35 protein-coding genes are annotated in these 26,339 nt (G+C 44.3%); 13 read left to right on the plus strand and 22 right to left on the minus strand.

Going from position 1 to position 26,339, the window contains the following annotated elements:
• Position 1: 1 nt before the first annotated feature.
• A complete protein-coding gene (locus tag GTQ38_RS16075) occupies positions 2-403 on the minus strand; it encodes a DNA topoisomerase IV (protein WP_161436575.1) in 402 nt (133 codons plus the stop codon).
• Between the two features lie 54 nt (positions 404-457).
• The gene (locus tag GTQ38_RS16080; protein ID WP_161436576.1) at positions 458-823 is read right to left on the minus strand and encodes a helix-turn-helix domain-containing protein; all 366 of its coding nucleotides are present in this window, start codon (positions 821-823) and stop codon (positions 458-460) included.
• Between the two features lie 281 nt (positions 824-1,104).
• Here GTQ38_RS16080 and GTQ38_RS16085 point away from each other — a divergent pair, with 281 nt between their 5' ends.
• The 3 genes from GTQ38_RS16085 to GTQ38_RS16095 all read left to right on the plus strand — a co-directional run bounded on the left by GTQ38_RS16085 (position 1,105) and on the right by GTQ38_RS16095 (position 3,381).
• Positions 1,105-2,214, plus strand: coding sequence for a M14 family metallopeptidase (locus GTQ38_RS16085; protein WP_161436577.1), 1,110 nt, complete (start codon positions 1,105-1,107; stop codon positions 2,212-2,214).
• Between the two features lie 105 nt (positions 2,215-2,319).
• Positions 2,320-2,799, plus strand: a complete 480-nt coding sequence (locus tag GTQ38_RS16090; protein WP_161436578.1) for an Lrp/AsnC family transcriptional regulator — start codon at positions 2,320-2,322, stop codon at positions 2,797-2,799.
• Positions 2,800-2,865: 66 nt separating this feature from the next.
• Entirely contained in the window at positions 2,866-3,381 is a 516-nt protein-coding gene (locus GTQ38_RS16095) for a DinB family protein (RefSeq protein WP_161436579.1), read from the plus strand.
• On the opposite strand, the gene GTQ38_RS16100 is transcribed toward GTQ38_RS16095, so the two are convergent.
• The 7 genes from GTQ38_RS16100 to GTQ38_RS16130 all read right to left on the minus strand — a co-directional run bounded on the left by GTQ38_RS16100 (position 3,378) and on the right by GTQ38_RS16130 (position 8,012).
• Positions 3,378-3,698 (minus strand): hypothetical protein, encoded by a 321-nt coding sequence (locus GTQ38_RS16100; protein WP_161436580.1) that lies wholly within the window; start codon positions 3,696-3,698, stop codon positions 3,378-3,380. The two genes, GTQ38_RS16095 and GTQ38_RS16100, sit on opposite strands and share 4 nt — an antisense overlap.
• Before the next feature lie 138 nt (positions 3,699-3,836).
• Positions 3,837-4,898, minus strand: coding sequence for a 3-dehydroquinate synthase (gene aroB / locus GTQ38_RS16105; RefSeq protein ID WP_161436581.1), 1,062 nt, complete (start codon positions 4,896-4,898; stop codon positions 3,837-3,839).
• 150 nt (positions 4,899-5,048) lie between these two features.
• Positions 5,049-5,303 carry a redox-active disulfide protein 2 gene (locus tag GTQ38_RS16110; RefSeq protein ID WP_161436582.1) on the minus strand — a complete coding sequence of 85 codons (255 nt, stop codon included), beginning with the start codon at positions 5,301-5,303 and terminating at the stop codon, positions 5,049-5,051.
• Between the two features lie 93 nt (positions 5,304-5,396).
• Positions 5,397-6,518, minus strand: coding sequence for a serine hydrolase domain-containing protein (locus GTQ38_RS16115; protein ID WP_238857979.1), 1,122 nt, complete (start codon positions 6,516-6,518; stop codon positions 5,397-5,399).
• 19 nt (positions 6,519-6,537) lie between these two features.
• On the minus strand, positions 6,538-7,041 hold the full coding sequence (locus GTQ38_RS16120) for a cupin domain-containing protein (protein WP_161436583.1): 504 nt from the start codon (positions 7,039-7,041) through the stop codon (positions 6,538-6,540).
• A 242-nt stretch (positions 7,042-7,283) separates the two neighbouring features.
• Positions 7,284-7,499, minus strand: a complete 216-nt coding sequence (locus GTQ38_RS16125; protein WP_161436584.1) for a hypothetical protein — start codon at positions 7,497-7,499, stop codon at positions 7,284-7,286.
• A 15-nt stretch (positions 7,500-7,514) separates the two neighbouring features.
• Positions 7,515-8,012, minus strand: coding sequence for a DinB family protein (locus GTQ38_RS16130; RefSeq protein ID WP_161436585.1), 498 nt, complete (start codon positions 8,010-8,012; stop codon positions 7,515-7,517).
• A gap of 234 nt (positions 8,013-8,246) precedes the next feature.
• Here GTQ38_RS16130 and GTQ38_RS16135 point away from each other — a divergent pair, with 234 nt between their 5' ends.
• The gene (locus GTQ38_RS16135; RefSeq protein ID WP_161436794.1) at positions 8,247-9,203 is read left to right on the plus strand and encodes a helix-turn-helix transcriptional regulator; all 957 of its coding nucleotides are present in this window, start codon (positions 8,247-8,249) and stop codon (positions 9,201-9,203) included.
• An 18-nt stretch (positions 9,204-9,221) separates the two neighbouring features.
• Here GTQ38_RS16135 and GTQ38_RS16140 read toward each other — a convergent pair whose 3' ends face one another.
• A complete protein-coding gene (locus tag GTQ38_RS16140; RefSeq protein ID WP_161436586.1) occupies positions 9,222-9,803 on the minus strand; it encodes an O-methyltransferase in 582 nt (193 codons plus the stop codon).
• A 229-nt stretch (positions 9,804-10,032) separates the two neighbouring features.
• Here GTQ38_RS16140 and GTQ38_RS16145 point away from each other — a divergent pair, with 229 nt between their 5' ends.
• Together GTQ38_RS16145 and GTQ38_RS16150 are read left to right on the plus strand one after the other, a co-directional pair.
• Positions 10,033-10,767, plus strand: a complete 735-nt coding sequence (locus GTQ38_RS16145; protein ID WP_161436587.1) for a hypothetical protein — start codon at positions 10,033-10,035, stop codon at positions 10,765-10,767.
• A gap of 81 nt (positions 10,768-10,848) precedes the next feature.
• Positions 10,849-11,586 (plus strand): hypothetical protein, encoded by a 738-nt coding sequence (locus tag GTQ38_RS16150; protein WP_161436588.1) that lies wholly within the window; start codon positions 10,849-10,851, stop codon positions 11,584-11,586.
• 13 nt (positions 11,587-11,599) lie between these two features.
• Here the strand turns inward: GTQ38_RS16150 and GTQ38_RS16155 are convergent, their stop codons facing one another.
• From GTQ38_RS16155 to GTQ38_RS16210, 12 genes are all read right to left on the minus strand, one after another.
• Entirely contained in the window at positions 11,600-12,061 is a 462-nt protein-coding gene (locus GTQ38_RS16155; RefSeq protein ID WP_161436589.1) for a hypothetical protein, read from the minus strand.
• Between the two features lie 129 nt (positions 12,062-12,190).
• Positions 12,191-12,679, minus strand: coding sequence for a GyrI-like domain-containing protein (locus GTQ38_RS16160; protein WP_238857980.1), 489 nt, complete (start codon positions 12,677-12,679; stop codon positions 12,191-12,193).
• A 113-nt stretch (positions 12,680-12,792) separates the two neighbouring features.
• On the minus strand, positions 12,793-13,500 hold the full coding sequence (locus GTQ38_RS16165) for a hypothetical protein (protein ID WP_161436590.1): 708 nt from the start codon (positions 13,498-13,500) through the stop codon (positions 12,793-12,795).
• A 150-nt stretch (positions 13,501-13,650) separates the two neighbouring features.
• Positions 13,651-14,157 (minus strand): hypothetical protein, encoded by a 507-nt coding sequence (locus GTQ38_RS16170; protein ID WP_161436591.1) that lies wholly within the window; start codon positions 14,155-14,157, stop codon positions 13,651-13,653.
• 47 nt (positions 14,158-14,204) lie between these two features.
• Positions 14,205-14,918: a Dph6-related ATP pyrophosphatase gene (locus tag GTQ38_RS16175; RefSeq protein WP_238857981.1), complete on the minus strand. Its 714-nt coding sequence runs from the start codon at positions 14,916-14,918 to the stop codon at positions 14,205-14,207.
• 73 nt (positions 14,919-14,991) lie between these two features.
• Entirely contained in the window at positions 14,992-15,477 is a 486-nt protein-coding gene (locus GTQ38_RS16180; RefSeq protein ID WP_161436592.1) for a nuclear transport factor 2 family protein, read from the minus strand.
• Positions 15,478-15,552: 75 nt separating this feature from the next.
• Positions 15,553-16,800, minus strand: a complete 1,248-nt coding sequence (locus tag GTQ38_RS16185; RefSeq protein ID WP_161436593.1) for an RNA polymerase sigma factor — start codon at positions 16,798-16,800, stop codon at positions 15,553-15,555.
• A complete protein-coding gene (locus GTQ38_RS16190) occupies positions 16,800-17,147 on the minus strand; it encodes a YciI family protein (protein ID WP_161436594.1) in 348 nt (115 codons plus the stop codon). Before GTQ38_RS16190 ends, GTQ38_RS16185 begins: the two co-directional genes overlap by 1 nt.
• Positions 17,148-17,227: 80 nt before the next feature.
• Positions 17,228-17,824 carry a DJ-1/PfpI family protein gene (locus GTQ38_RS16195; RefSeq protein ID WP_161436595.1) on the minus strand — a complete coding sequence of 199 codons (597 nt, stop codon included), beginning with the start codon at positions 17,822-17,824 and terminating at the stop codon, positions 17,228-17,230.
• Positions 17,825-17,925: 101 nt separating this feature from the next.
• Positions 17,926-18,924: a bifunctional helix-turn-helix transcriptional regulator/GNAT family N-acetyltransferase gene (locus tag GTQ38_RS21030; RefSeq protein WP_238857982.1), complete on the minus strand. Its 999-nt coding sequence runs from the start codon at positions 18,922-18,924 to the stop codon at positions 17,926-17,928.
• 79 nt (positions 18,925-19,003) lie between these two features.
• Entirely contained in the window at positions 19,004-19,294 is a 291-nt protein-coding gene (locus tag GTQ38_RS16205) for an antibiotic biosynthesis monooxygenase family protein (RefSeq protein ID WP_161436596.1), read from the minus strand.
• Positions 19,295-19,311: 17 nt separating this feature from the next.
• Entirely contained in the window at positions 19,312-19,689 is a 378-nt protein-coding gene (locus tag GTQ38_RS16210; protein WP_161436597.1) for a nuclear transport factor 2 family protein, read from the minus strand.
• A 181-nt stretch (positions 19,690-19,870) separates the two neighbouring features.
• On the opposite strand from GTQ38_RS16210, the gene GTQ38_RS16215 reads away from it, so the two are divergent.
• The 7 genes from GTQ38_RS16215 to GTQ38_RS16245 all read left to right on the plus strand — a co-directional run bounded on the left by GTQ38_RS16215 (position 19,871) and on the right by GTQ38_RS16245 (position 26,337).
• Positions 19,871-22,255 (plus strand): TonB-dependent receptor, encoded by a 2,385-nt coding sequence (locus tag GTQ38_RS16215; protein ID WP_161436598.1) that lies wholly within the window; start codon positions 19,871-19,873, stop codon positions 22,253-22,255.
• 6 nt (positions 22,256-22,261) lie between these two features.
• Complete coding sequence (locus GTQ38_RS16220) at positions 22,262-23,098, plus strand: DUF4249 domain-containing protein (protein ID WP_161436599.1); 837 nt, start codon at positions 22,262-22,264, stop codon at positions 23,096-23,098.
• Between the two features lie 113 nt (positions 23,099-23,211).
• Positions 23,212-23,760, plus strand: coding sequence for an RNA polymerase sigma factor (locus tag GTQ38_RS16225; RefSeq protein WP_238857983.1), 549 nt, complete (start codon positions 23,212-23,214; stop codon positions 23,758-23,760).
• A complete protein-coding gene (locus GTQ38_RS16230; protein WP_161436600.1) occupies positions 23,757-24,302 on the plus strand; it encodes a hypothetical protein in 546 nt (181 codons plus the stop codon). The genes GTQ38_RS16225 and GTQ38_RS16230 overlap by 4 nt, the downstream gene beginning before the upstream one ends.
• Positions 24,280-25,374, plus strand: coding sequence for a hypothetical protein (locus GTQ38_RS16235; RefSeq protein WP_161436601.1), 1,095 nt, complete (start codon positions 24,280-24,282; stop codon positions 25,372-25,374). Before GTQ38_RS16230 ends, GTQ38_RS16235 begins: the two co-directional genes overlap by 23 nt.
• Positions 25,375-25,478: 104 nt before the next feature.
• Entirely contained in the window at positions 25,479-26,147 is a 669-nt protein-coding gene (locus GTQ38_RS16240) for a hypothetical protein (protein WP_161436602.1), read from the plus strand.
• Positions 26,137-26,337 carry a hypothetical protein gene (locus tag GTQ38_RS16245; protein WP_161436603.1) on the plus strand — a complete coding sequence of 67 codons (201 nt, stop codon included), beginning with the start codon at positions 26,137-26,139 and terminating at the stop codon, positions 26,335-26,337. The genes GTQ38_RS16240 and GTQ38_RS16245 overlap by 11 nt, the downstream gene beginning before the upstream one ends.
• The last annotated feature ends 2 nt before the right edge of the window (positions 26,338-26,339 follow it).

Raw genomic sequence — 26,339 nt, forward strand, 5'->3', positions numbered from 1 at the left:
TTTAATTTTTCGGGATCGCCTCTTCCGCTGTGATCTTTACAGCGGTTCCTTTGGATTTACGGCTGTCGCCGACGATGCCGTATTCAAATGTATAGGAATTCTCCGAAGTGGACAATATTTTCATATGAATGGACTGCTCTTCGGCTCTGTTCTTTGGAGAAAGGTTTTTGATGATGTATTCGCAATCATTTATCCAGCGGACCGAGGCGGAATCCCGTCCTCCTTCAAAAAAATCGACCTCAATATCCCCCTCCCGAATAAAAGTGGTAGTTTTCTCTTCTCCGTCAATAAGGGTAGTAAAGCTAAAAGCGCCGTTTTTGAAATCCGCGCAATTCCGTTGTGGTTCGTAGCAGTTGGTAAGGCACATTGGAATAAGCAGTAGCAGGAAACCTTTCTTGATCATGCCCGCAAATTAGTAAATTGAGGAGAGATTCCATAGTAAAAGCGGAACGGCTTTCTACTGGTCCGACGTCTTGTCAAAAGCTTCAAAACTGCCGTCTGAATAGAAAATAACAATCTTTTGGATGGTACTATCGCCTTTTGTCTTTTCCGCTTCCTTTACGACAGCTTTGGTCACAGTTGGAGCAGGGGAGGACGAGGCCGGAAAACTACCCTTGCCATTTAGCAACCAATACAGGTTGACCTCGGGAAAGGTTTTAACCACTTTAAGCACGAATTCCAGGCTGGGTTTGTTTCGGCCTGTTAGCAGGTGGGAAATGCTGGAACGCTGTGCCTGGATCCTGTCCGCAAAAGCCGCGGCAGACAGTTCGTAATGCTGCATTATCCGCTCCAGTCTTTTAATAAATTCATCTGTGTTTACCATTGTAATTTTCTTTACTGCCTAATTGCGGATTTTTTGCTAACATATGTCCTATTTGAGTATAAAAATCTAATTTTAAGCTTTACTTATAGCTATTTAAAATATTGATTTTTATTACTTTACATTCTTGTCATTCCAGATCAATACAAAATAACTAAAATTGTTTACCAATGTAATTAAATCACCCGGTAAACCAAGTTTATTTCGTTTACAAATGTAACTTTTTTAGTGACAATTGTAATCTAAATAGGATGTACTTTTGCTGAATATTTAATACCGTGAATGTGGATGTTACTGCTTTAGATTACGCTTCTATTAAGGAAGGATCTGTCCATGGAAGGTATGTTACTACAGAACATATTATACCATTTTTAGACAGGGTATCAGCCGATGTCCGGATGGAAGAAATTGGTCGTTCTGTAGAGGGCAGACCCATACACCTCTTAGAGATCGGTACCGGAAAAAAGAAGGTATTGATGTGGTCTCAGATGCATGGAAATGAATCCACAACTACCAAGGCTTTACTTGACCTGATTAATTATCTCAACCAAACCGGGCTGGATTCAGCATCCATTTTAGCGGAGTGTCAATTGCTCATTATCCCTATCCTCAATCCGGATGGTGCGCACAGATATACCCGGCTCAATGCAAATGAAGTAGACCTGAATAGGGATGCTATTGATCTGAGTCAGCCTGAGAGCAGAATTCTACGCGAGGTTTATGAGCGGGTATCACCGGATTTTTGTTTCAACCTTCACGGGCAGCGCACCTTATTCAATGTGGGTAGAACTGAACTTCCGGCTACGGTTTCCTTCCTGGCACCGGCCTCTGACCAGGACAGAAGTATAACGGAATCGCGGGAGATAAGTATGCAACTTATTGCAGCCATGGCTTTGAAACTGGAAGAATTGATCCCCGGGCAGATTGGCAGGTACGACGATTCTTTTAACCCCAATTGCGTAGGGGACAGCTTTCAAATGCTAAGCAGCCCAACCCTGCTGTTTGAAGCCGGCCACTATCCGGGAGACTATATGCGGGAAGAAACCAGGAAATTGCTGTTTTACGCTTTGGTGGAGGTACTGGAGGTAATCGCGGCGAACAGACATAAAGACTATTCCGAAGACACCTACTTTGGTATTCCGGAAAACAATAAGTTGTTCTTTGATATCCTAATCCGGAACGCTCCGCTTTTACATCCTAAATTTGCTGACACAAACAGTATAGGTATTCGGTATGAAGAGGTGCTTGAAGGGCGGCAGATACAGTTTCATCCTCAAATTGCCGAGACCGGGATTTTAAGCCAACATTTTGGCCACCAGACATATGACTGCAGTAAAACATTGGATCTCGACCAACTCAAAAAAGAGCTTGATCTCTATAATTTCCTTATTTAAGTAAATTGTGTGAAACCTCAAATCCTTTACATTTTTTTCAAAAAAAACCATTATTTATTGCGTTTATTTTCTTAATGTTTTATTTTGGCTTAAAATTTTATCAATATGGGCAAAGTTAAATTAGACGAGATAGATCATCAGATTCTGGACATGTTAATTGATAACACCAGGACTCCATTTACAGATATTGCAAAGAAACTTTTAATATCCGCAGGAACAGTTCATGTACGCGTTAAGAAGATGGAAGAAGCCGGGATCATAATGGGCTCATCACTGACCCTGGACTACGTGAAACTTGGGTATGCATTTATCGCCTATGTAGGAATATTTCTTGAAAAAACACATCAGACCAAATTCGTATTGGAGCGACTCGCTCAGATACCTAATGTTACGGTGGCCCATATTACCACAGGCAAATTCAATATCTTCTGTAAGATCAGGGCTAAAGACACTACTCATGCCAAGAACATCATTTTTAAGATAGACGATATTGATGGTATCAGCAGAACTGAGACCATGATCTCTTTGGAAGAGAGCATCAACGATAAAAAACGATTGATGCATACAATATTCAACGAACTGTAATAAACTGACCAAAGATTTTAAAGGTCCCGATCACTTCCCGGTGTTCGGGACTTCTTATATTTGTATATGAAAACTTCAGAACTCAGAGAAGGGGATTACCATCCATTTTACAAAACCTATATAGATACCCTGGGGGAGGTGGACCTGCAATCCCAACTGGAAAGGCAACTTAACAACTTCCCGGAATTCATCGCGAGCATCCCGGATGAAAAATGGCATTATGCCTACGAAGAAGGCAAGTGGACAGTGGCTCAGGTATTGGTGCACGTTCTGGATGCGGAAAGGGTATTTCAATACCGGGCACTGAGAATCGCGAGAAATGATATGACTCCCCTGTCAGGCTTTGACCAGGATAAGTACGTTCCATTCTCAGGAGCGGAAAAAAGGAGTAAAGAAGATGTAATTGAAGAGTACAGAGCTATCAGGAATTCTACGGCAAAATTGTTTTCCCGATTTAGCGAAGAAGATCTGCAAAGGGTAGGAAAGGCCAGTGATGTACCTGTTAGTGTAGGAGCACTGGGCTTTATTTGTTGCGGGCACCAGAAACATCACCGCAATGTATTGCGGGAACGTTACCTCTAATCCGGATCTGCTTCCTCGTCCAGTTCCTGCTCCAGGTTAAGTTCCAGTTCCTTTTCTTCGGCCATACGCTCTTCCTTCATTTCGAGCTCCTTTTCTATATTATCTTCGAAATTGGAAATGAAATGAGACAGGCTCTGGCTTATTTTAACCAGGTACAAGGTATCTTCCGTTTGTAATTCCACAGCCTGGATAAACTCTCCTTTGGCGTTTTTGAAAGAGATGATATCGTCATCTCCGTATCCATCCGGATAGGTTTCGATCAACAGGGTGGCGATATGGTGATCCAGCTTTTTGTAATCTACAAGTATACGTTTCATCAGTAGGTTAGTTGACCCTGTCCGTGGGCTGACGGGCAGTTTGGGGACGGGATAGTTATTACGGTTTCTAAACTAAGGTATTTTTCCTTTAGCGCTTGGAAAGAGTTGTCAAAACCTACATTTTAGTATACGTAGTTCTTATTCTGCGTAGTATGCAAAAGCAGCGCTGAAAAGTTCGCCTGGAATAGCACAGTCAATCTCCGGATCACCAATGGAATTTAGAAGAACGAAATTGATGTTGCCGTGGGAGTTTTTCTTATCAAACTTTAGCAAATCAAGGATAACTTCAATATCCGAATTGCTAAAATCTACTTTTCGGTAGCGTTCCAAAAAGGTATTCTTGATGTCCTCTAGTTGGGAGTCCGGCAGCCCCGTCAATTTATTGGACAAATAGGCTTCAAGTATCATCCCAACGGATATCGCCTCGCCGTGTAAGATCGCTTCATGCGCGTCGCTCTCAAGAAAGTAAGACTCAATAGCGTGCCCCAGGGTGTGCCCGAAATTAAGGATCTTCCGCAGCCCAAGCTCTCTAGGGTCTTCTGTAATCACTTTGTTCTTGATCATGACAGAAGTGTGAATGTGTTTATCCAGGCTGTCAAAAGTCGTAAGCTCTTTAAGGGCGTTCCAGTACTGCTCGTTCTGAATAAGTCCGTGCTTCAGCATTTCGGCGAAGCCACTGAGCACTTGCCGCTTTTCCAGGGTATGGAGGAATTCGGGAATGACCATGACCATTACGGGTTGTTCAATGATCCCGATCTGATTTTTTAAGGGCCCAAGGTCAATACCGGTCTTGCCTCCGACAGAAGCGTCCACCATAGCCAGTAGGGTAGTGGGCACATTGATAAAATCAATTCCCCTTTTGAAAGCACAAGCCACAAAACCACCTAGGTCGGTAATCACACCACCTCCCAAATTGATCATCAGGCTTTTGCGGTCTGCTCCCAATTCAGAAAGGGCTTCCCAAACCTGTGTACAGGTATGGATATTCTTGTGGATCTCCCCGGATTCGATCTCTATGATCTCAATCTCGCACTCAGTTTCTATCTGAGGTATAAATAGAGGTAGGCAATGCAGATGAGTGTTCTCATCCACAAGGATAAAGATCCTGGAATAGCTGGAATCGGCCAAATGCGCGTTCAGGGCTTTGTAAGCCGCCTTATCGAAGTGTACTACCGAAGTGGACGAAACAATAGATTCCATGGTCCTTTATTATGGAGCACAAAATAAACGGAATTTTTTCGGTCAGACCGCCTATCTGTAAAAAAATCACACTATTTTTTCGTTTTGTCTCGTCTCGTCTGATTGACAGTGTTTAGATTCCGGACCGATAAGCTATTAACTCAAAAAGGATCAATTCCGGTTTTCGCGTTGTTCCAGAATGCGTTTTATCTCCTTGAGCTGTTTTAAATTGATCGGGATTATCGCGGCCAGGGCAATGGGAGTGATCAGCATAGGATCGAACTTACCGGTACTAAAGGTATTGTAAGCTGTAACCCCAAACAAAAAGATGAGTATACCGGCCAGAAAACTGGTTATGGTCTTTAATTGCTTGTGTCGTTTGTTCAGTTCTTCAGTGGTTAGTTTTTCAAGTTGTTCTTTCTTCATGCTTTGGTTTAAATCCGGCTTTAGTGCCTAAAGTATACAAGATATATAACTTTTGGGAAATTTATCTGAAGTAGATGGATTTGGAGCATTCTTCTAGGGATCCTTGTCTTCAAGCAGCGGAATAAAAACATTATTGACGATCGCGAAGGGAACCTTGCTTTTTTCTGAATTGTAAGCGCCGCCGGTAAAGACCGCGATCATATCCAATTCCTCCAGGACAAAAATGTACTGTCCGCCGTTCCCGGTTGCTGTGATAGCCTTAGCCGTTCCGTTTTGAGTCTTAAAAGGGATGTGCCACCAGAGGAAGCCATAATCCAGATTAGCAAGGGTGGTTTGTTTGGAGGTGGACAATGCGATCCATTCCTCTGAAACCAGTTGCTCCGCATTCCATTTGCCTTTATTGTGGACCAGCAAACCTATCTTGGCCAGGTCTCGAGGTCTCATATACAACCGCTTTGAAGAGGGTATTACGGCTTTACTTGTGCTGGTATGCCCCCAACTTAAGTTGGTGATACCCATAGGATGGAATAGATACCGATCTGCAAATTCCGCAATGGGCATTCCGGAAGCCTGGGCGATGATCTCAGCTGCCAGCACCACCCCCATGGAACAGTATCTGGCGGAGACACCCGGATCTTCCACCATGGGCAAATTTAAGGTGAATTGCAACCAGTCTTTTTTTCTATAGACCTTGTCTTCCTGTCCAGCGGATCTTTTGTCCCAATCATCACAGTCCAGACCGGAGCTCATAGTGAGCAAATGCCGGATGCTGATCTCATTTTTCCTGGGATCTATATTTTTTTCCGGTATTGGGTTTTTGAGATACCTGGAAATGGGATCATCTATGCTTTCGATTATTCCCCTGTCCAGGGCGATTCCCATCAACAGTGAAATAATTGGCTTTGTCGCGGACCTAAGATCATGGGTTTTGTCCGGCCCATAACCTCCAAAATACTCCTCCAGCACCAATTTATTATCAATCAGCAATAAGGCGGAATGGATCTTGTGATCTTCATTCAATAATTGATCAAATAACTTATAAAGATTTGTGGAATCTGTTGGTGTGGAGAACAGGGAAGTGGTTTCCAATCCGTCGTTGGAAGAAACCGGACTGCGATACTGGTAGGATTCCTGGGCGGTAATTAAATGTACGCACATTAAGACCAGCAGATACATATAGAATTTTGCAACATGCGGCTTAATGATCGATGACATAGTTAGGTTGGATATTGCTTCAGACCCTCGTTAAGTTTGTGATGATATCCGAATGCTGGGGAAAAAGTTCCAGCAAGCTCTCTCGAGAGGGTAACTCAAAATCTTCAAAGTCGAAGCCGGGAGCCACCGTACATCCAACCAGAGCGTAGGAATCCTGCTCTACCATCTCGGCTGCAAACCATATGCCTTTGGGAACGGCGTACTGGGGAACTTCGCCTTTTTCAAAATCCCCTCCAAGAACCACATGGGAATACTGCCCTTCCGGATCGATCATATGGATACGGATGGCATCTCCTTTGTAAAAGTGCCATAGCTCATCCTGTTTGATCCTATGGAAAGCGGAAAAAGTATCGGAGGTCAGCAAAAAATAGATCCCTGTACAGTAATTTCTTTGCACGGGCTGTGGCCACAGTTCATTTTGAACTTCAACAGAGTCCGCGCTTCTATAAGTTTCTTTAAAATAACCACCCTCGGGATGAGGACTCAGGTTTAATTGTTGGATAAGTTCCTGGATTTCTTTCATAAGCAGATAGGTATAAGTCAAAGATACACTTATACCTTAAAGATTATAAAAAAAGGGTATCTGAAAAACTATACAATGCCGGTTCGAGCGTCCGCCCGCTTGGGCACGGACAGGTAGTCGAGATGTATTTCAATTGCTGCAGCCTAAAGAGTTCTCGACTTCCCGTCCGAACGTTTTGGCCGGGCGGACGCTCGATGTGACATTCTCAATTCAGATACCCTTCGTCTATGGAAGAAAACCATTTATAACTCTTCACATCTAAAACCGTGACCTGTAAGGGCGCTTACTACGGTATGTGGTGCAATCCGCCAGGTCTCTACCCTTAGGATATTATCACAGTCCTCCAAGTCAAAATTCCAACGCCCGGATGTATTGATCAATCCATCCAATAAGGGACGGAGTGTACTCACATCCTTTTTTTGGGCAACAGATGTTTTAAATACCAGTACTGTTTTCATAGGTTGATTTTCAAATTATCGTTCGTAAAAAAGCGGGGGTGCTATTCCCAGGGATCTCAGGTATACGTATGCCTGCCCCCTGTGGTGGATCTCGTTGTCTATGGCGTAAGCGATCTGAGACCAGACCGGGAAGGTAAACTGCCCGAAAAGGGTTACCGTTTCCTGGAAGCGTTCTAATGGGATCTGATTAAAGAATTCGTTGATCTCTTCTGTTTGCTGATCCCAGACCTCCAGGATCCTGGCTTTGCTGTTCCCATGGTCAAAATGTTCCCTGAGATGTATTTGCTCTCCGGTCACGATCTCTCTAAGAGCCGGTGCTCCTATAGCCATCATTTCCATGACCATTTCCACGAAAGGACGCATACCCCCAATTGTATATGTAAAAAATGCGTCGTCTGGAAATGCTTCTATGACTCTTCTGGTTAAGCCTCGGTGGCCTTGCCAGTGTTCTAACATTTCCGCAGGGGAGATCGTCTGTGCTGTCGGCTTGCTTTTTTCGGTTGTTGTGCTCATTTGTTTTCATTTTGTGATTCCTATTTCTGATGCTAAGATAAAAGTGGCTTGTGACAGCCCTTTGTCAGTAGTAAAAATCAAGGTCGATTTTTTGTGAAAAAATTATCGAAAACCCCTGTTGCCATAGGGTTGTCACCCCGGTCCTTTTAATTTGTAAAAAAGCTGAAAGTCATGAAGAAGACCTTCCGATGCTTTTGTTTGAAAATGTATCTTTGGGATATCTATCATTCACTTATGGGATTGGATACTGTTAAGCGTTTTGACCGAATTATAGCCATACTGATCCAACTCCAGTCCAGGAGGATCATCAAGGCTCAGGACCTGGCAGACCGGTTTGAGGTCAGCCTTCGGACCATCTATCGTGATATTCGAACCCTGGAAGCCTGTGGTGTACCTATAGTAAGTGAGGCAGGGGTTGGTTATTCCATTATGGAAGGTTACCGCCTGCCACCTGTGATGTTTACCAGGGAAGAGGCCGGAAGTTTTGTAGCAGCCGAAAAACTGATGCAGAAATTCACGGATAAAACACTCGGAGCTCATCACGAATCCGCTATGTACAAAGTGAAGTCCGTACTGCGGGGGCAACAGAAAGATTGGATCTCAGCCCTGGAATCCCAGGTGAGTATCAACCCGGCCCAGGACCTCTTTGACGATAATGTACCCAATGCCCTGGAAGTGCTGTTTGAAAGTATTGCCGAAAAAAAACAGGTACAGATCAACTACCGTTCCCTGCAGGTGGAGAATCCGGTGATGAGGGTCATTGAACCCGTGGGCTTATTTCATGAGAATAACTACTGGTATGTCTACGGCTATTGTCATTTAAGAGAGGATTACCGCCAATTCAGGACAGACCGTATTACCGGGATCTCCAGGACCCAAACGGCATTCTTTCGGGAACATCCGTCTTTACAGGAGTTGCGGACCCCGGCGGAAGATCTTCCCCGGACCAAAGTCCGAATCCTGGTAGATCGGAAAGTAGCCCGTTTCATGGGTAGCGGAAGAAAATATCAGGGTTTTGTATCCCAAAAATCCAAAGGAGATTGGATTGAAATGACCTTTATGTGCCCCGACCTGGAGAATGGTTTTGCACGATGGTACCTCATGTTTGGTGATTATGCCAAGATCCTGGAGCCCGAAAGCTTAAAAACTATCGTAAAAAAGCTCCTGAAGCGTATGGAAGTGGGTTTATAGTTTTGCTTGTCTTTAATTTTATTCCCTTTTTGTGGCGATAATAACCCCGCTAGACCAATGTAGCCTGGTAAGCACCAGGTCCTTACGCGTTTCCAAAAATTCCAAAAGGGCGTTTACATTATCCTGGTGACCTTCGGGCCAGTTGGGTTGAAGGGTCATATCGTCTATCACATAAAACCCACCAGCTTTAAGCAGGTCCAATGCGATCTCTGTTTCACTGTATTTCCCTGGCCAGGCATCGGCAAAGATCAGGTCGAACTTCTCGCCCTTGTAGTGCTTCAACCATTCAGAACCGTCTGTACATAAGAGGTTCAGGCGTTGGTCCGCTCCAAAATAGTTTTTGGCTATGTCGATCAGCTCAGCATCATTGTCTATTGTCGTGAGTCGGGATCCGGAATCCATTCCCTCTACCATCCAGCAAAGGGATAATCCAATGCCGGTACCGAGTTCAAGCAAATTAGCGTTGGGCTTTGAAGTGATCAGCGTCCGCAACAAACTGCCGATCTTTCGGTCTGAAGGCATAGTGAAGCCGATCTCTTTGCATTTTGATTCTAATTCCAGGAGTAGTTCAGGCAACTGGCTGTTTACAATATCATTCATAAATCCGGGATTTTACTATTGGTCCTAAGTCAAAGTTCCGGCATTGGATCTCACCAGTTTACCGCTGTAAATGAGAATTACGATGCCCAAATGAAAGTTTGGATTATCCAGGCTTTACAACCCCCAGGTTTTAAAACAATCACAGTGGATTTAACGGTTTATTTGGAACGATTTTTGTGGAAAAAATATATGTTCCCCTTTTGTCAATTCATCCTTAAAACACATCAAAATGAAACAAACACTCCTCCTTATTTTTATCGGATGCGGCATTAGTTTCGCGCAAGACCCTCAGGAATACATTGTGGAACAAGATAGTACCAAAAAGAACTACCGATACGCGTTACATTGGACTGACTTTTCACTTCCAGAAGAAGCGGACGTTGTTGGAATACACGGATCGCCCTATCTGGATAGCCGTTGGCGAGAGGGCACAGCCTCCCTGGATGGAGAATGGAACATTACTGCACCCATGCGTTTCAATGCCGAAAGGGGAGTGGTTGAATATTTGGATACGGATAACAGAAGAAAAGAATTTAAAAGGGAACCGTGGATCAAGGTGGAAATTAACGACAAAACGTATAAGGTTTTGACAATTATTGAGGAGGAAAAAGAAAAGGTCGCCTATTTCAATCCTTTGATGAACACGGGCCTTGTGAAACTTTATTTCAGACCTGAAAAAAAGTTGGTAGAAATAAAAGCTACCAATAGTCCATGGGTTTCCTGGGTCTATTGTGTTAATGCTTCCTCTCATTACCTGGTGGGGTCTGACGGGAAACCACGGGAAATCACTCTTAATCGCAAAAGCCTTCTAAACGCTCTCAGTGACCAGAAAGAGGCCTTAGAGAAGTATATTGATGGGTATAAGTTAAATCTTAGAAAAGAGGCAGACGTCATCCGATTGCTGAAATTCTATAACAACCTGTCCTATTATGAGATTCCGGTTATAGAACAGGCACAGCTTTAGCTAATTGATCTCTCATGATCGATGAATACAATTATGATTTAAACCCTTCCCCGAGGCTATTCACTATTTAAAAAACACATTATGAAAAAAACGCTGCTTCTCATATTTATCGGATGCGGATTTAGTTTCGCTCAAGACATTCAGGAATACGTTGTAGAACAAGACAGTATTAAAAAGAACTTCCGATACGCTTTGTATTGGATAGACTTTTCAGTTCCGGAAGAAGCGGACTTTCTGGGAATATACGGGTCTCCCTTTCTGGACAGCCGTTGGCGGGAAGGCACAGCATCCCTGGAAGGAAAATGGAGTATTACTGCACCTATGCGATTTAATGCTGAAAGAGAAGTAATAGAATATTTGGATACGGATAACAGAAGAAAGGATTTCAAAAGGGAACCGCGGATCAAGGTGGAAATTGATAATAAGCCTTATGAGGTATTAACAACTATTGATGAGGGTAAGGAAAAGGCTACCTACTTTAACCCTTTGATGAAGGCTGGCACTGTGAAACTTTATTTCAGGCCTAAAAAAAAGCTGGTAAATATTAGAGAAACCACCCATGGCGTGGGTAATTGTTGGTTACAATGTGTTAATGCTTCTTCCCATTACCTGGTGTGGTCTGATGGAATTCCTCAGAAAATTAAACTCAACCGAAAAAGTCTTCTAAACGCCCTGAGTGACCAAAGAGAGGCATTAGAGAAGTACATTGATGGGTATAAGCTAAACCTTAGAAAAGAGGCAGACGTTATCCGATTGCTTAAATTCTACAATGCTTTGTCCTATTATGGTATTCCTTCAATTGAGCAGGCCCGGCTTTAAGCGGAAACCGTTTTTAGAATTGCAATACAATCCCCAGACCGCGTTTGGAGGGTAATATCTTAAATGCCGTGGGTTTTTCCAGGCCCTGGTTGTATTTAAGTACTGCCTTCCTTTTCTGTGAACCGTTGAGGATGGCAAAGGTAAGACCCACTCCAAAAGAGGCCATTACGCCGATAAAGGGGCCGGTTGTACTAAGATCGTTTCTTGCGCGGTCTATTTGCCATACCAGAAATCCCACTTCGGCGGCCAGAAGCACATAAGACAGCTGGCTAAAGGTTCTGGACCGCTTCCAATGCTTTAGTGCCTCATCATTGGTTTCCAGTAAAGAAACCAGTTCTTTCTTGGTAATTCGCTCATCATCCTGGTAGTACTTGTAATCCCAAAACCCTGGGAACATGGTTACTTCCTGAGATTGCGCGTTGAAGGAAACGAATAATGTAAATAGGAATAAGAGGGGGAGTAAGGTTTTTTTCATATTGGTAGTTTGGTATTCAATTGTGAAAATAACGACTTAATTTGAATTTTGTTGCCAAGACTTCATGAGCGGAAGTAATGTCCGGAAATGCGCATGTGCACAACGATAAGTGTTGCGAACGGCCAACTTCTATTGCGATTCTTTCGCTTTGATCGGAATGTAAAAGAATTCATCCGCGTCAGGATCGTTGGGTTTGCCGGTAACCTGAAGAATTTCAAAGTGCGGACGATCGTCCAGGGCATAGACAGACTGCGGTAGCCAGCTGGTAAATATATGTTGGTACAGGGCAGGGGCTTCTGATCCCTTTGCCTTGAAAACGGCATACCTACCACCCTCCAGTTCAAAAGTTTGCATACTTTCCGGTAGTTGCCCGAAATCCGATACCTCAACCAGGGCCCATTTTACAAAGGAATTCCCGGGATTAAAGTCGCTGAAATAATCGGCGGAATACACCCGCAGATCCAGGACCTCATCCTCTTTCAGGAGTTTTATCTCCTTTCTTCTAGGCATGAAGCTGCTAAACAATTGGTAGGTTTTGTTTTCGGCCAAAGACATGTGAACGGACATGCCGATCAATTTTTTGGCTTCGATCTGAAGTATCTCTGGTGATGATTTCAAGCTAAGATCTTTTAGCCTCTAAAATAAGCGGGATTTGCTTGGGATTAAAACAAAAGCGACTAAAATATCCTAAATATTAAAAAAGATCTTAATCCATCTCGCTACTGATTCACTTACTCATTTAGATATCCGAGTAATTGTACCAGGTCTTCTTCTTTTTTAAAAGAGAGTTTATGAGTTTTGGAGTGTGCGACAAGCTGCTCCTTCTGATCCTTAAATTGTCCCAGAATGGATTTCTTATTTAACCTGATCTCCGTAGGTGTGCCACCATCCCTCACGAGGAAATGATCGGACAGTCTTACGATCTTCAAGCTGTTCTTTTTGACCATCAAGGGGTCTACCTCACCCTCAGAAACTGAAATGCGGGTGCGTTTTAGCAATTGCAACTTACCATCTGCAGAGGTATAAAGCACCTCCAGGTACTTCCGACCTTCCTGGCTTCCCAGATAATACTTTTTGAACCTTTTCTGACCGATCGCGAAGTGGTCTATATTGGTATTGTCAAAAAGATAAATGGAGTCTTTAGAAATTTGGTAGGCCAAAGCTTCATCGTAAAAACTATAATTCACGTTTTTGACCCTGAATTTGGTGTTGATCATGGCTTCGTTCTTCCAGTTATCAAAGTAAAAAAGCTTTTCCCTTTGATTCTGAGTGAGGTAATTCTTAAATGCTACATCCCAGAGCGTTCTACCCAGTAGGGAATTCGAGTAAGAGTTGTTGTTGACCAGGTTCCGGTTCGTAGCCCCGGTAGGCGATTGTGCATGGCTAAATATTGAAAATAGACCCATGACGGAGAGGAGTATATACAGGGAAGCCTTCATAGTGTTACGTAATAATTTATGGATGCACTTATAATACGGCAGTCTGTCTCGGAAGTTTTACGTAATTCCCTGCTGTAATTTCGATAGTTTAAAGGTAGCGGTTTTTCCGGATTCAACAGCAGGTAAGCGATGCGGATTCGCCCTTAATTTTTATTCACTGAACAGAGGCAAAGCTTCGGCATTTTCGTCCATATCCTTTATAAACCAGCTTATGGGGTGGTTTTGTGGAAAACGTCTACTCAGTTTATGCTTTTCCCTGTCGTACCAGATCGCATCGAACTCCCCTTTGGTGGTAATGACCACCCGCCATTCGTAGACCAATTGGGTGCTGTCTTTATAGCTGGCGGTAAGTTCCTCCCAGTCTGTTGAGGATAAAACTTGCGGATCCAAATGGGCAATGACCTCTTTTTCGTCCAGAATAGCGATCCAGATAGGTTCGGAGAGATGTTCAATGCGGTGTTTCTTACCTTTGAAACCCCAACCGATCTTAACAGAAGCCCCTTTTCGTATCGCCTCAACAAGAGCTTGCTTACTCCCTGTCAGAGCGTTGCCTTCTTTATCACATTTATAGATCATGGTCCAATCGGTGTTCTTCTGCTGTTGCATACCGCAACTACAGATAAGGATTATTGCAAGGAAACCTAGTATTTTATTCATTTAGCCGGATTTTTAATTCGTCTTCTCAAGTCTTTTTACAGAACCTGTTATTTAGGTATCAGATCACAGAACCAAAATCCCATATCGGGATTTTCCACATCCTCCCCATCCGGGTTTTTGTACTCCCGGTACACTTTTTCCCCTATGCTAAAGGGAACGGGATTTTGGAAGATGGGGCCGTCAAAGCAAAAGGTATGGAATTCCCCGTTCTCCCCGCAGGGATCCACATCAGCGGGTAAACTCCTGAGAAAATCCGCATCGATCTCCTTTCCGAGGAAGGACTTGTCCAGCTTACTGGCCTGAATACATATGATGGTGGCCCGGAATCCCAATGCCACAAATTCCTTTATAAGTTCGGTAGTGTTTCTTTTCCATAGCGGAAAATGGCTGGAGATGCCAAGCGGCGCTAACTTTTCTTCCCTATAGGTCCTCAGGTCTTCTAAAAAAATATCTCCGAAGACGCAGTCCGTATAGCCATCAGCCAACAGCTTATTCACCATTTCGGACATTTTAGCGTTGTAGACCTCCATATCGGGCATTTCAGGAAGCTCAATAAGATCAAGTGGGATGCCAATTTCCTTTGCCTGTCTCTCCAGAAGCTCCCTCCTTAAACCGTGCATGGAAACCCTGTTGTGATGGGAGTTTATGGAGGTGATCAATCGGCCTACTGCAAGTTTACCCTCCTTTTGGGTATGGTAAAGTGCCATTGAAGCGTCCTTACCGCTACTCCAGTTGAAATATGTTTTTGGTTTGTTGCTCAAGACTTCTTTTGCCTGAATGCAAAGTAGCAAATCCTTATGGGGCTTTCTTATAAAGAGATGTGAAAGTTTAGAATTAGTTATCTGACGTTTCCGGCAAGAGGGCCGACTGACCGCTCAACAATTTCCACCCATCGCTACGTTTGATCAAGGTACCGGATTCTATGATGGCAACCGTGGTTTGTATACCGGCAGTATCCTTACTGGTACTGCGAACAATGCCGGTGTAGTTGGCCAGGGTGGAGGATAGTGGCAGTACCTGAAGACTTTCCCACTCCAGCTTTATTTTATCCAGGGTCTTTGCATTTTGTTCCAATATGGTCCGTACCGAATCGTAGGTTAGGGCAGAGGAATATCCGGGAGGTACCCAAAAGAAATCTTCAGATTCGTCCAGGTAATCAAATTCGGCAAGCAATCCGCCCTCAGCCATGGCTGCATGGTAGTCTTTCAGCATTTGACGTACTTCTGCAGTAACAGCTTCTTTGTCTAAGGGTTTTTCTTTTTGAGGAGAACTGCAAGAAAACAGACAAATCGATAGGGCTATTGCGAACAAGGATCTCATAATAGCTTAAAGTTAGTCTATTTTTTTGGAGTATTCGGGAGGATGATACCTGGTCTGAACCTGGTCTAAAGGCGATCAATGAGGGTAGGACGCCAGAACAGCCCGCTTTTTTTGAAGGTATTCCCGCTCCAGGGTGTTGGTTACTGAGTCCAGGGCGAGGTCCAAAAATTCTAAGGCCTTATCAATATTGTTCTCGGCCGTGTGGAAGTCTGCCATAGCTCCATAATAGAGGTATGCACGTTGCGCCAGATCTTCCGGGCTTATCTGCTCCAGATAATTGCTGGCTTGTTTATAATCCTTGTTCTGCATGCAGACCACAGCCATGGTCAGCAAGTGAGTAGGCATGGGTTGTAGTTCGTAAAGGCACTGGTACCAATGTAAGATCTTTTCCCAGTCCGTATTTTCAAAGCTTCTGGCTTTCAGATGCTCCGCGGCTATCGCAGCCTCGTAGTGATAACTTGAAAAAACAGGATCCTGGACAGCCTTGTTCATCATGGTGTTACCCAACTCAACCAAGGGGAAATGCCACTTTGTTCTATCCTGGTTTTTAAGGTCCAGTAGTTCGTTCTCAGAATTGGTTTTGGTATCCAAGCGGGCGGAATGAAAAGCCATTAAGGCATATAAGGCGTAACCTGCAGAAGTTCGGGTATGTTCGTTTTGCAGCAGCATGCGGCACAATCGCATGGCCTCTACACACAGTTCTTCCTGTACCAGCCGGTCTTCCTTGTTAGAATGAAAACCTTCATTAAAGATAAGATAGAGCACTTCCATTACGCTTTCCAACCGGTCCGGCAATTCCTTGCCCAGGGGGATATGGAATTTCAGGTCCGATTTCTTAATTGCATTCCTGGCGCGACTAAGCCTTTTTCGAATGGTATCTTCTTTGGTGAGCAGGGCAGAGGAGATCTCCCTTATGCTGAAACCCGACACTGTTTTCAATGCAAAGGATATTCTATCCCTGGGGTCCAGGGCAGGATGGCAGGCAACGAAGATCATACGCAATTGTGCATCAGCAATCTCGGTATCCAGGAAGAGTTCGTGAATGGCGATCGCGCCCACACCTTGTTGTAGATTAGGCAGGTGTTTTTGTTCGGTTTTGAGCTTTCTGAAAATGTCCAGCACCCTGTTTTTGGCGGCTGCCGTGAGCCAGGCTTCCGGCTTGTCCGGCAGTTGTTTTCGCCAGGCCAGGCTGGCTTTTACAAAGGTGTCCTGTACAGCATCTTCGATAAGTTCCAGATGCTGTAGCCCAAAAATCCTTGTAAGTACAGAGACCATCTTTCCGCTGTGATGACGAAAAAGATGGTCTATGAGTTTTTCTTCCATTAATTGTCAAATACCATGACCTCGCGAATTTCAACAGTACCCCCAAGATCAAAATCCGGAAAATCCTGTGCGATCTCCTGCATTTGGTCAAAGTCCTTCGCATCAACAATATAGTATCCCCCAACAATTTCCTTGACTTCTGCAGACGTAAGGTCGGTAACGGTGCGGTTCTCCCCGACAATTCTACGCATCTGGGAATGAAGGGCATTACCGCTCTTTAGAATTCCGGCCTGTTCCATTTTGTTGCTCCAGGCAAACCACTTTCCCATTCTGTTTTGTAATTCTTCGGGAGACAAACCGAGATCTGCGTAATCTGCTCCGCTGAAAATCATCATAAATTCTTTCATAATACAAGGTTTAAATTGTTTTTATATCCTTATGACGTGCTCCAAAACTCAAAAGGGGACAGTTTTTTAAAATATCTGCTTCAATCTTCATCAGCAGTGGCCACCAGTACCTCAAAATCCTGCGGATGGTAATCCATTCCTATTCTTATTTCCTCGGTTTTTTCTGCTCCGATCAACTTATCACTAATATACAAACCCAGGTCTAAGGAAGAAGCCACCGCACCGGCAGTAATGATACGCCCAGCTTCCACAATCCTCGCTTTAGCCACCCTTCCACAATAGGGCTCCAGGGTTTTGTATTCCTTAAAATTGGTGGTCGCCACCCTATCTTTCAGAAAACCCGCTGCCCCCAGCAACAGGCTACCTGTACATACGGATACCAAATAACTTGCATCACTGGCAGTTCGCAGCCATTCCAGGAAATCTTCATCTGTCTGCAAGGGTCTGGTTCCCCAACCTCCGGGTACAAAAACCATGTCGTATCCGGAAAGATCGGGTTTAATTTTGTCTACGGTAATTTCCAGACCAAAGCTGTCTTTGATCGTCTTCTCCATGGCACAAAGGTCCCACTCAAGATCCTCGAGGAACCCCTTGGTCTTTATATTCTTGATCGGGTCGTAAAAGCCAATAAAGTCCAGGAGGGTTATACCGTTAAACAATATGTAGGCAATTTTCATGATTGCTAAATCTGTTGGATCAAGGGTGGCACCTTTAGCAAGTGCAGAACGACGTTAAAGATAGGAGAGATTTTGAAAATACCCCTGCTCAATCCACAGATCTAGGGTCTAAGTCTTAGCCGGAATCCGTAAACGGGTAATTCTTCCTGTATAAAGTCCAGATCCAGGGCTCTTTTAAAGCCCATACTCTCGTACATTTTCCAGGCGGTCTGCATGGCCGCGGTGGTATGGATGATGAGATTGTTCAGCCCCATCTGCTTGCCTTTTAAAATACAGGCCTTGGTGAGTAGCTTACCTATTCCGTGACCCCTGAAGGCTTCATCTACAGCCAGCAGGCGAAAGCCACAGGCATCTTTTTCCTCTGTTACGCTGCCACCGGCACCATAGTACTTTACATCCCCAAAAAATACTACTGCCCCTGCCAGATCACCATCATCCGTGGCCGCTACCAGGATCTCAGTTTGGGGTTTTTTGGTCAGTTCTCCCACGCTTGCCAGCATTTTGTAGTACTCCGGTTGCTCCCATTCCTTGGGAAAGCCTTTCAGGCGGGCGTATACTTCAACCATAAGTTGACCTACTTTGAAAAACTCTTCATCGGAAGCATTTCTTACGCTTACTTCCGGGTGTTGCATGCCCAAAACCCGATCGCTTAGGGATATCAGTTCCAATTCACGGTCTATCCTCCCGAGAATATCCATCATTTCCGGATGGCCGGTCTCAAAAACCACTTTTAAGGCTCGTGCGAAAGAACTCCAAAGCTGCTCTAGTTTGTACGACAGTTTTTTGCCCTCAGCAGACAAGGACACTATTTTGGACCTTTTATCTGCCGGATTGGGAACTATGGTGACTAGCTGCTGACCCTCCAATTCCCGTAGAATATTCTTTACGGTAATATTGGAGAAGGCAATTTGAGAAGTTATTTCAGTTACGGTTAGGGCGGATTTTGCGTTCGCCAGAGTATAAAATACGGGAAACCAGCTCGACTTAAAGTCGAACCCGGCCTGCTTGTAAACCTGGTCCCCGGAGGCTTGTAGTTGCTCGTATATCCTGCGAAGACGGGAACCTACGGCCAGGTAACCCAGTTGGTCTATGGTGTCCATAACACATTTATAAAAGAAATTGCATAAAAATATAAAAGTACTTCAATAAATGCAATTATATGGAGCCTATTTAAGCTAGTCAAATGGCGTAAAAGTGGTCTACGGTGCAGCTTTCGATATACTTTTCCATCCCATTAGGGATATGCGCCTGATTCCAGCTGGTGCCGGCAAACTCAATAAGGTCTTGCTCGCTTTCCCATCGTGATACCATCACAAATTCCTTAGGGTTCCAGGCTGTTGGCTTACCGATATCCAGGCTTATCAGGCCCTTGGAATTTTCTACAACAGGTACTGAGATTGCCTTGAATTTTTTTTCAAACTCCTTGTGAAGTTCCAATGGAACGACGGCTTTAAAGATCCTGATGATCATTTTTTAGATTTTTGCTCTTAATACATGGTGTTTGGATTCGCAGATTGTTTTGGGATCTGCTGAATGGCATCCCAGTGTTCGCGGATCTTTCCATTTTCATCAAAGCGGAAGAAATCCATAGTCACGTATTGGTCATTTCCAGGCCAGGTTTGGTGGGTATGCAGGGCCACCAGTTCACCTTCAGCAATGCAGCGTACGAACTCAATGGACTTATCCGGATACTCTTTTTGCATACGTTCAAAGTAATCTATAAAACCCTGGGTTCCATCCGCTACATCCGGGTTATGCTGAATGTATTCCGCCCCAATAAATTTTTCCACCGCAGATTTGGGGTCGCCCTCATAGGCCATTTTATAGAAGGCAATGGCGTTCTCTTTGTTCTGTTCCAGATTCATATTGTTCGTTTAAAAAGGGTTTACAATGCAATCAGATAGCCTGAATTCCTTCCCTGATTCCGTTAAAATTATGTCAAAATTTAGGGATTTCAACTTCCTGTGCAACCCTTTCAGATCCCAACTGTCAGTAGTAGCTGAAACCTGTAAAGATTAATAAACACCTTAAAATTAATTCCTTCAAATGTACAATCAAAGAACGAAAAGACTAACTGCAATCCTAATACTGCTGCTTGCAGTAGTTAGCTCTGCTCAGGAGAATTACACCCTGAGTGGCACCATTCGCGACTCCAGCAATGGGGAAAGCCTTTTTGGGGCATCCGTCTTATTGCAAGGCACCAGCATCGGGGTGATCACCAACGAGTACGGATTCTATTCCATTACCGCTCCTAAAGGCAATTATACCCTACTGATCTCTTATATGGGATATGAGGATATCAGCATGGAGATCACCCTGGACAAAAACCAGAAAATGGATATAGAGGTCAGTGAAACTGCCCTTCAGTTGGATGAGATCACGGTTACCGCCGAAGAACCTGAACGGGTAAGCCTTAAGAAACCGGAAATGAGTGTCTCTAAACTGAACATCAGAACGGTAAAACAAATGCCGGTGGTGCTGGGGGAAACCGATATTATAAAATCCATACAGTTGTTGCCGGGGGTTACTAACAATGGGGAAGGCTCCGCCGGTTTTAATATCCGGGGTGGGGCAGCAGATCAGAACCTGGTCTTATTGGACGAGGCCATTATCTATAACACTTCGCATTTATTGGGATTCTTCTCGGTATTCAACGCAGACGCGATAAAAGACATCAAATTATATAAAGGAGGGATCCCCGCCAGATTCGGAGGTAGGGTTTCTTCTGTGCTGGACATCAGGCAAAAGGACGGGAATAGCAAGGAGTTTGGACTTACAGGTGGAGTTGGAGTTATCTCGAGCAGACTGGCTGCTGAAGGCCCGTTATTTAACAGTAACGGGTCTTTTCTGATTGCCGGTAGAAGTTCTTACGCCCATCTTTTCCTAAAAGCGGCCGGCGAACAGAACAGCGCTAACTTTTACGACCTGAACCTAAAGGCTAATTATAAACTGAACGACAACAACAGACTGTTTTTGTCCGGTTATTTCGGCCGGGATGTATTTGAATTTGGAAGTAGTTTTAACAGTAGCTACGGCAACCTTTCAGGAAACCTTAGATGGAATCACATCTTCAACGACCGGTTGTTCTCTAATGCCTCTTTCATTTACAGCAAATACGATTATGATCTGGGCATTACCTCTGAACAGTTCGACTGGATCTCCTCCATCAACAATTTCAACATTAAATACGACCTGAAGTATTATGTAAACGATCGCTTTACCCTGGATTTTGGAGGCAGCTCCATTTATTACGACTTTGATCCCGGGCAAATTCGCCCTACTTCAGAAACTTCTGCGGTAAACCCCCTCTCCCTGGATAGAAGAAAGGGGCTGGAAAACGGCTTGTATATTGATGCAGAACATAAAATAAGCGAGAAGCTTACACTACAGTACGGATTAAGGTACAGCACTTTTAACAGGCTAGGGGGGCAACCCATAAAGCTCTATGAGAACGGTCAGCCTGTGGTGTACAATCCCACTTTGGAGATCTACGAAAGGGGAACAGAAATCGGGGAGACGGATTACAAGCGCAGTGAGACCATAAAAAGTTTTGGGAATTTTGAACCCCGGGCTGCCTTGGCCTATCAACTGAACGAGTCGTCTTCCATCAAGGCCGGTTATTCCAGAGTGGCCCAGTATATCCACTTATTATCGAATACCACTTCGGTAACCCCTCTGGATGTATGGACGCCAAGTGGCCCATTCATCGAACCACAACTCTCCGATCAGTACGCCATAGGATATTTCAGGGATTTGAATAATCAGATGTTCTCCATTGAAGTGGAGGCTTACTATAAAACCGTTAAGAACCGGATTGACTATATAGATGGGTCGGACCTTATTGGGAACAACACCATTGAAACTGAAATCCTGAATGGAGAATCCAGGGCTTACGGTTTGGAATTCCTTTTCAGGAAAAACGAAGGGAAATTGACCGGATGGTTGGCTTATACGCTGTCTAAATCCGAACAGCGCACCCCCGGCGGAACGGCCGGAGGGCCAGGAATCAATGATGGCAACTGGTATTATACGCCTTTTGACAGAACGCACGATTTTTCGCTCACTTCAGCCTATCAGTTAAGCAAAAAATGGACGCTTGGAGCCAATATGATCTTTCAAACGGGGCGACCGGTTACCTATCCCAACGGTCAGTATGAGTACCAGGGATTGTCTATTGCCAGTTACTCGGACCGGAATTCGGATCGATTACCAGCGTACCACCGGTTAGACCTGTCAGCCACTTACAGGCCTAATCGTAAACCAGATGCGCGTTGGAAAGGTGAATGGGTGTTTGGCATTTACAATGTCTACAACCGCAAGAACGCGGCTTCTATTTCCTTTGGGCAAAATGTAGAGACCGGCGCCAATGAGGCAACGCGTACAGCCATCTTCGGGATAGTACCTTCAGTCACCTATAACTTCAAATTCTAAAAACTAATGAAAACCATATTAAAAATATACGGCATACTGATAGTCCTTGTGATCACCTCCTGTGAGGATGTAATAGATGTAGAAGTACAAGAGGCCCCGGAACGTCTTACCATAGAAGCATCCCTGGATTGGGAAAAAGGCACGGCAGGAAATGAACAAACCATAAAACTGAGCACTTCCACACCCTATTTTCAGGAAGACCGGAACAGTGCGGTAACAGGAGCAACGGTAAGGGTTACCAATGATAGCAACGGAGCCGTGTTCATCTTCGCAGATCAGAACAATGGGGAATACTTTAATGGGAGTTTTGTGCCAGTACTCAATCAGCAATACACTCTGGAAGTGGTATACCAGGGAGAGACCTATCGTGCAACTGAAACTATGATGCCGGTTACTGACATCACAGATCTTACACAATCCACGGAAGATGGCTTTGATGACGAGGCCCTGGAGGTTAATGTGATCTTTACCGATCCGGCAGACGAGGATAACTATTATTTGTTCTCCTTCCAGGAAAGGGGAGACTTGCTACCGGTACTGGAAGACCTGGATGACGAGTTTGTGAATGGGAATGAGATCAGCTGGTGGTTTGAGAAGGAAGAAGATGATGATGAGGAAGAGTTTGTGACGGGGGATATTGTGGATATTGAGATGTACGGCATTTCGGAGGATTATCACAACTTTATCCGCATCCTGATCGAACAGAGTGAAGGTGCCGGCCTTTTTAGCACCACACCAGTTGCCATAAGGGGTAACTGCGTGAATGTTGATAATCCGGACAACTATGCCAATGGTTATTTTAGGCTAACACAGGTGGTGCGCCAGAGCTATACTTTTGAGTAGTTATGTAACAGGAATTAGGACAACAGTACCTATTGGTGCAACCCTTTGATTTTTGAACTGTCTATTATTGAAAAGGAAGTACTTTTAACCAACTATTAGTTAGCCGAATTTAATTGGAATCCAACATTACTTACAGGCACAGAGACCTGGTAGAGAAGAGTAAATCTGGTGATAGGGCTTCGCAATACAAGCTTTATGAACTCTATGTGGATGCCATGTACAATATCAGCATGAGGATGTTGGGGATAAAGGAAGATGCAGAGGATGTGGTACAGGACAGTTTCGTAGACGCCTTCAAAAGATTGGATTCTTTTCGGTATGAAAGCACCTTCGGATCCTGGTTAAAGCGCATTGTGATCAATAAGAGTATCAATTACGCCAAACTCAAACAGATCCCCGTAACCTCCCTGGATCAACATTCCTATCACCTTAAAGAGATTAAAGAAGAAACGGTAGAAAAGCCCAGGCATATGGATATTAACAGGATTAAAAAGGCGATTACGCTATTGCCCAACGGCTACCGGCAAATTATAAGCCTGTACCTGATAGAAGGTTACGATCATGTGGAGATCTCAGAGGTATTGGATATTTCCGTATCCACCTCCAAATCTCAATACCACAGGGCCAAAAGAAAACTTATTGAATTGGTAAATGAATTATGATGGATGAATTTGAGAAGTACATAAATGAAAACAGAGCAGAGTTTGATCAACACAAAGCAGACAGATCAAAAATGTGGGCAGCCATTGAAAGTGAGCTGGATGCCAGTAAACCAAAGGTTATACCGTTGTGGAGATCGAGAAAATGGAGGATTGCAGCAGCGGTGATCGCTGTGTTCGGCCTGTTTGCGGCCCTGACCCTGATAAACAGGCCGGATAGCTTTTCCGGGGAAGATCAGATCGTGAGTAAGGAGTTGCTGGAAATAGATATGTACTACCAGAACCTGGTCTCTGCCCAGGTGCAACTGGTGCAGAATCATCCGCAACTTTCGGTTGAGGATAAGGAAGAGTTCCTGGCCTTTATGGATGAGCTGGACGAAGAATACGAAATACTAAAGCTGGAAATGTCTAAAAACCTGGATAATGAAAGGGTTTTGGAAGCCATTGTAAGCAATTATAAAAAGCGAATAGAACTCATAGAGAATCTGTTAAGGCAAATTAACGAGTCTAAAAAATCTAACGATGAGGATGTGTATATTTTGTAGAAAACTGCGGCTATTGGGTGTGGCGCTGTTGTTGAGCGGGACCCTCTTTGCACAGGAAAAAGTATCTAAGCAGCTAGAGGAGAACTTTGATATGACCGACAGCGGCAAGTTCCACCTGGACAATAAATACGGCGATATCATTATCAACGGCTGGGACAGGGATGCCATGCTGGTGACCATAGATATCTCGGTTAGCCACCGGAAAAGGGAAAACGCGGTGAGTTTGCTGGACAGGATACAACCGGAGATCAAAACCGCGGGCGACTTTGTGAGTATTACCTCGGAGATCAGGGAAAAGAACCAGGGGGTGATCGCCAGGTACTTTAATAAAGCCAATCCTTTTTCTTTTGATAAGAGCAACATACAAATAGACTATACCATCTACCTGCCTGAAAATGCCGAACTGGAGATCAGCAATAAGTTCGGGGACCTCATTATTGAGGATTGGAGTGGAAAACTGAATTCTGATGTACAACACGGGGACGTATGGTTGAACAGGGACCTCAATAATGCCGATGTCTCAGTTAGCTTTGGAAAGCTTAGAGCAAAATCCATCAACTATGGGAATTTAAGGCTCAAAAATGGCAGCCTGGATATGGAACGATCGGCAGACCTTCGCCTGAATACCAGCGGGAGTACGGTTAAAATCGAAGCGGTCACTAAAATGCGGCTCTACTCCAGTAAGGACGAAATTACTATTGAGGAGATAGGCAGTATAGATGGGGACATCCGCTTTACTACCATCTATCTCAATCAGTTGCAGAATGCTGTGGACCTTACCCTTAAGGTAACTGATATGCGGGTTTCTGAGATCCAGGGCCCTGTGGTGGCCATAGACATCACACAGGAATCTTCGGATATCAATCTGAATATCTCCGGGGTTTCCTTTGACTTTGACGCCACCCTGGAGCAAGGCCTGTTGCGAATGCCTAAAACTTTTAGGAATGTAGACTCCCGGGTGTTGGATTCCGGTAAGAGGATCCGCGAAATAAATGCGGTTTACGGTAACAATCCGGACGGAAGGATCTCTATTGAAGGTAAGAAGGGCATCATACAACTCAATGAACGCTAAAAATGGAAGCATCCTAAAAGAATCCTAAAAATATTCTCTGTAGATGCAACCTTTGAGAACACAACTTGTCTATTAAGATATCAATCAAAAAAATGCCAATTAAAATGAAACAACAAACAATCCTTTTTCTGCTCTTTCTATTGGGGACGAGCTCCTTTCTGAAAGCACAGGATTCTGACAATTATCTGGTTTTTAACGACCGAAAAAATATGGTCCACGGGGTCTATCTGGGGATTACCACCCATATAGGTGAAGTGGATGGAAAAGAGACCTATCTGGGGGGATTAAAAATTGCCTACGTGGCCAACCAGCAGTTTGAAGTAGGCTGGTCCGGGGTATTTTTCTACTCTCAACTGGACGTACTGGATTCTTTCTTTAACAACAATGGCGACCTTATTGGGGGATATGGCGGCCTGCACCTGGAGCCTATCTTTTTTAGCAAATCCAGGGTAAACCTTTCCATTCCCTTGCTGATAGGAGCAGGGGGTGTGACCTACGTAGACGGCGACCGGGTTTTTGATGAAGATTTTGATCGTGATTTTGACACCGCCGATGCCTTCTTTATTATCGAACCTGGGATTAATGCTTTGTTCAATATCTCTCGCTATCTGCAGATAGAAGCGGGGGTGCGCTACAGGCATTCCAGCAAGTTTGATCTGAACCCGGATTCCGTAACCCGACTCAATGGATTTTCAGGAGGCATCGGCATTAAGGTGGGCGTATTTAATATGGGTAGGAACCGTTACAAAAAGAAACTGGACGATGATCAATAAATCAGAACAGGAACACGCCTTAGCTGCCCAGCACGTGTTCACGGAGAATAACGAGGTTTTTATAAAGAAAACTACGGCAAAAGGGCAGTCTGCCGGCAGGATGGAAGAAACGGAATGGTTCCCGGTGAATTTTCAGTGGATCCCCGTAATGGAGCTAAGGAGAAAAATGCGATACGAATCTAATCTGTAACA

Origin of the sequence: Poritiphilus flavus, assembly GCF_009901585.1 — a bacterium.
Lineage (GTDB): Bacteria > Bacteroidota > Bacteroidia > Flavobacteriales > Flavobacteriaceae > Poritiphilus > Poritiphilus flavus.

Bases quoted from the DNA above. Each gene is read 5' to 3' on its own strand.
- GTQ38_RS16075 (WP_161436575.1), bottom strand. From the start codon at position 403: ATGATCAAGAAAGGTTTCCTGCTACTGCTTATTCCAATGTGCCTTACC.
- GTQ38_RS16235 (WP_161436601.1), top strand. From the start codon at position 24,280: ATGAGGATGTGTATATTTTGTAGAAAACTGCGGCTATTGGGTGTGGCG.
- GTQ38_RS16145 (WP_161436587.1), top strand. From the start codon at position 10,033: ATGAAACAAACACTCCTCCTTATTTTTATCGGATGCGGCATTAGTTTC.
- GTQ38_RS16090 (WP_161436578.1), top strand. From the start codon at position 2,320: ATGGGCAAAGTTAAATTAGACGAGATAGATCATCAGATTCTGGACATG.
- GTQ38_RS16120 (WP_161436583.1), bottom strand. From the start codon at position 7,041: ATGAAAGAAATCCAGGAACTTATCCAACAATTAAACCTGAGTCCTCAT.
- GTQ38_RS16080 (WP_161436576.1), bottom strand. From the start codon at position 823: ATGGTAAACACAGATGAATTTATTAAAAGACTGGAGCGGATAATGCAG.
- GTQ38_RS16110 (WP_161436582.1), bottom strand. From the start codon at position 5,303: ATGAAGAAAGAACAACTTGAAAAACTAACCACTGAAGAACTGAACAAA.
- GTQ38_RS16135 (WP_161436794.1), top strand. From the start codon at position 8,247: ATGGGATTGGATACTGTTAAGCGTTTTGACCGAATTATAGCCATACTG.
- GTQ38_RS16125 (WP_161436584.1), bottom strand. From the start codon at position 7,499: ATGAAAACAGTACTGGTATTTAAAACATCTGTTGCCCAAAAAAAGGAT.
- GTQ38_RS16205 (WP_161436596.1), bottom strand. From the start codon at position 19,294: ATGATCATCAGGATCTTTAAAGCCGTCGTTCCATTGGAACTTCACAAG.
- GTQ38_RS16165 (WP_161436590.1), bottom strand. From the start codon at position 13,500: ATGAAGGCTTCCCTGTATATACTCCTCTCCGTCATGGGTCTATTTTCA.
- GTQ38_RS16170 (WP_161436591.1), bottom strand. From the start codon at position 14,157: ATGAATAAAATACTAGGTTTCCTTGCAATAATCCTTATCTGTAGTTGC.
- GTQ38_RS16130 (WP_161436585.1), bottom strand. From the start codon at position 8,012: ATGAGCACAACAACCGAAAAAAGCAAGCCGACAGCACAGACGATCTCC.
- GTQ38_RS21030 (WP_238857982.1), bottom strand. From the start codon at position 18,924: ATGGACACCATAGACCAACTGGGTTACCTGGCCGTAGGTTCCCGTCTT.
- GTQ38_RS16230 (WP_161436600.1), top strand. From the start codon at position 23,757: ATGATGGATGAATTTGAGAAGTACATAAATGAAAACAGAGCAGAGTTT.
- GTQ38_RS16100 (WP_161436580.1), bottom strand. From the start codon at position 3,698: ATGAAACGTATACTTGTAGATTACAAAAAGCTGGATCACCATATCGCC.
- GTQ38_RS16180 (WP_161436592.1), bottom strand. From the start codon at position 15,477: ATGAGATCCTTGTTCGCAATAGCCCTATCGATTTGTCTGTTTTCTTGC.
- GTQ38_RS16195 (WP_161436595.1), bottom strand. From the start codon at position 17,824: ATGAAAATTGCCTACATATTGTTTAACGGTATAACCCTCCTGGACTTT.
- GTQ38_RS16150 (WP_161436588.1), top strand. From the start codon at position 10,849: ATGAAAAAAACGCTGCTTCTCATATTTATCGGATGCGGATTTAGTTTC.
- aroB (WP_161436581.1), bottom strand. From the start codon at position 4,898: ATGGAATCTATTGTTTCGTCCACTTCGGTAGTACACTTCGATAAGGCG.
- GTQ38_RS16210 (WP_161436597.1), bottom strand. From the start codon at position 19,689: ATGAATCTGGAACAGAACAAAGAGAACGCCATTGCCTTCTATAAAATG.
- GTQ38_RS16245 (WP_161436603.1), top strand. From the start codon at position 26,137: ATGATCAATAAATCAGAACAGGAACACGCCTTAGCTGCCCAGCACGTG.
- GTQ38_RS16095 (WP_161436579.1), top strand. From the start codon at position 2,866: ATGAAAACTTCAGAACTCAGAGAAGGGGATTACCATCCATTTTACAAA.
- GTQ38_RS16155 (WP_161436589.1), bottom strand. From the start codon at position 12,061: ATGAAAAAAACCTTACTCCCCCTCTTATTCCTATTTACATTATTCGTT.
- GTQ38_RS16220 (WP_161436599.1), top strand. From the start codon at position 22,262: ATGAAAACCATATTAAAAATATACGGCATACTGATAGTCCTTGTGATC.
- GTQ38_RS16240 (WP_161436602.1), top strand. From the start codon at position 25,479: ATGAAACAACAAACAATCCTTTTTCTGCTCTTTCTATTGGGGACGAGC.
- GTQ38_RS16185 (WP_161436593.1), bottom strand. From the start codon at position 16,800: ATGGAAGAAAAACTCATAGACCATCTTTTTCGTCATCACAGCGGAAAG.
- GTQ38_RS16115 (WP_238857979.1), bottom strand. From the start codon at position 6,518: ATGTCATCGATCATTAAGCCGCATGTTGCAAAATTCTATATGTATCTG.
- GTQ38_RS16140 (WP_161436586.1), bottom strand. From the start codon at position 9,803: ATGAATGATATTGTAAACAGCCAGTTGCCTGAACTACTCCTGGAATTA.
- GTQ38_RS16215 (WP_161436598.1), top strand. From the start codon at position 19,871: ATGTACAATCAAAGAACGAAAAGACTAACTGCAATCCTAATACTGCTG.
- GTQ38_RS16190 (WP_161436594.1), bottom strand. From the start codon at position 17,147: ATGAAAGAATTTATGATGATTTTCAGCGGAGCAGATTACGCAGATCTC.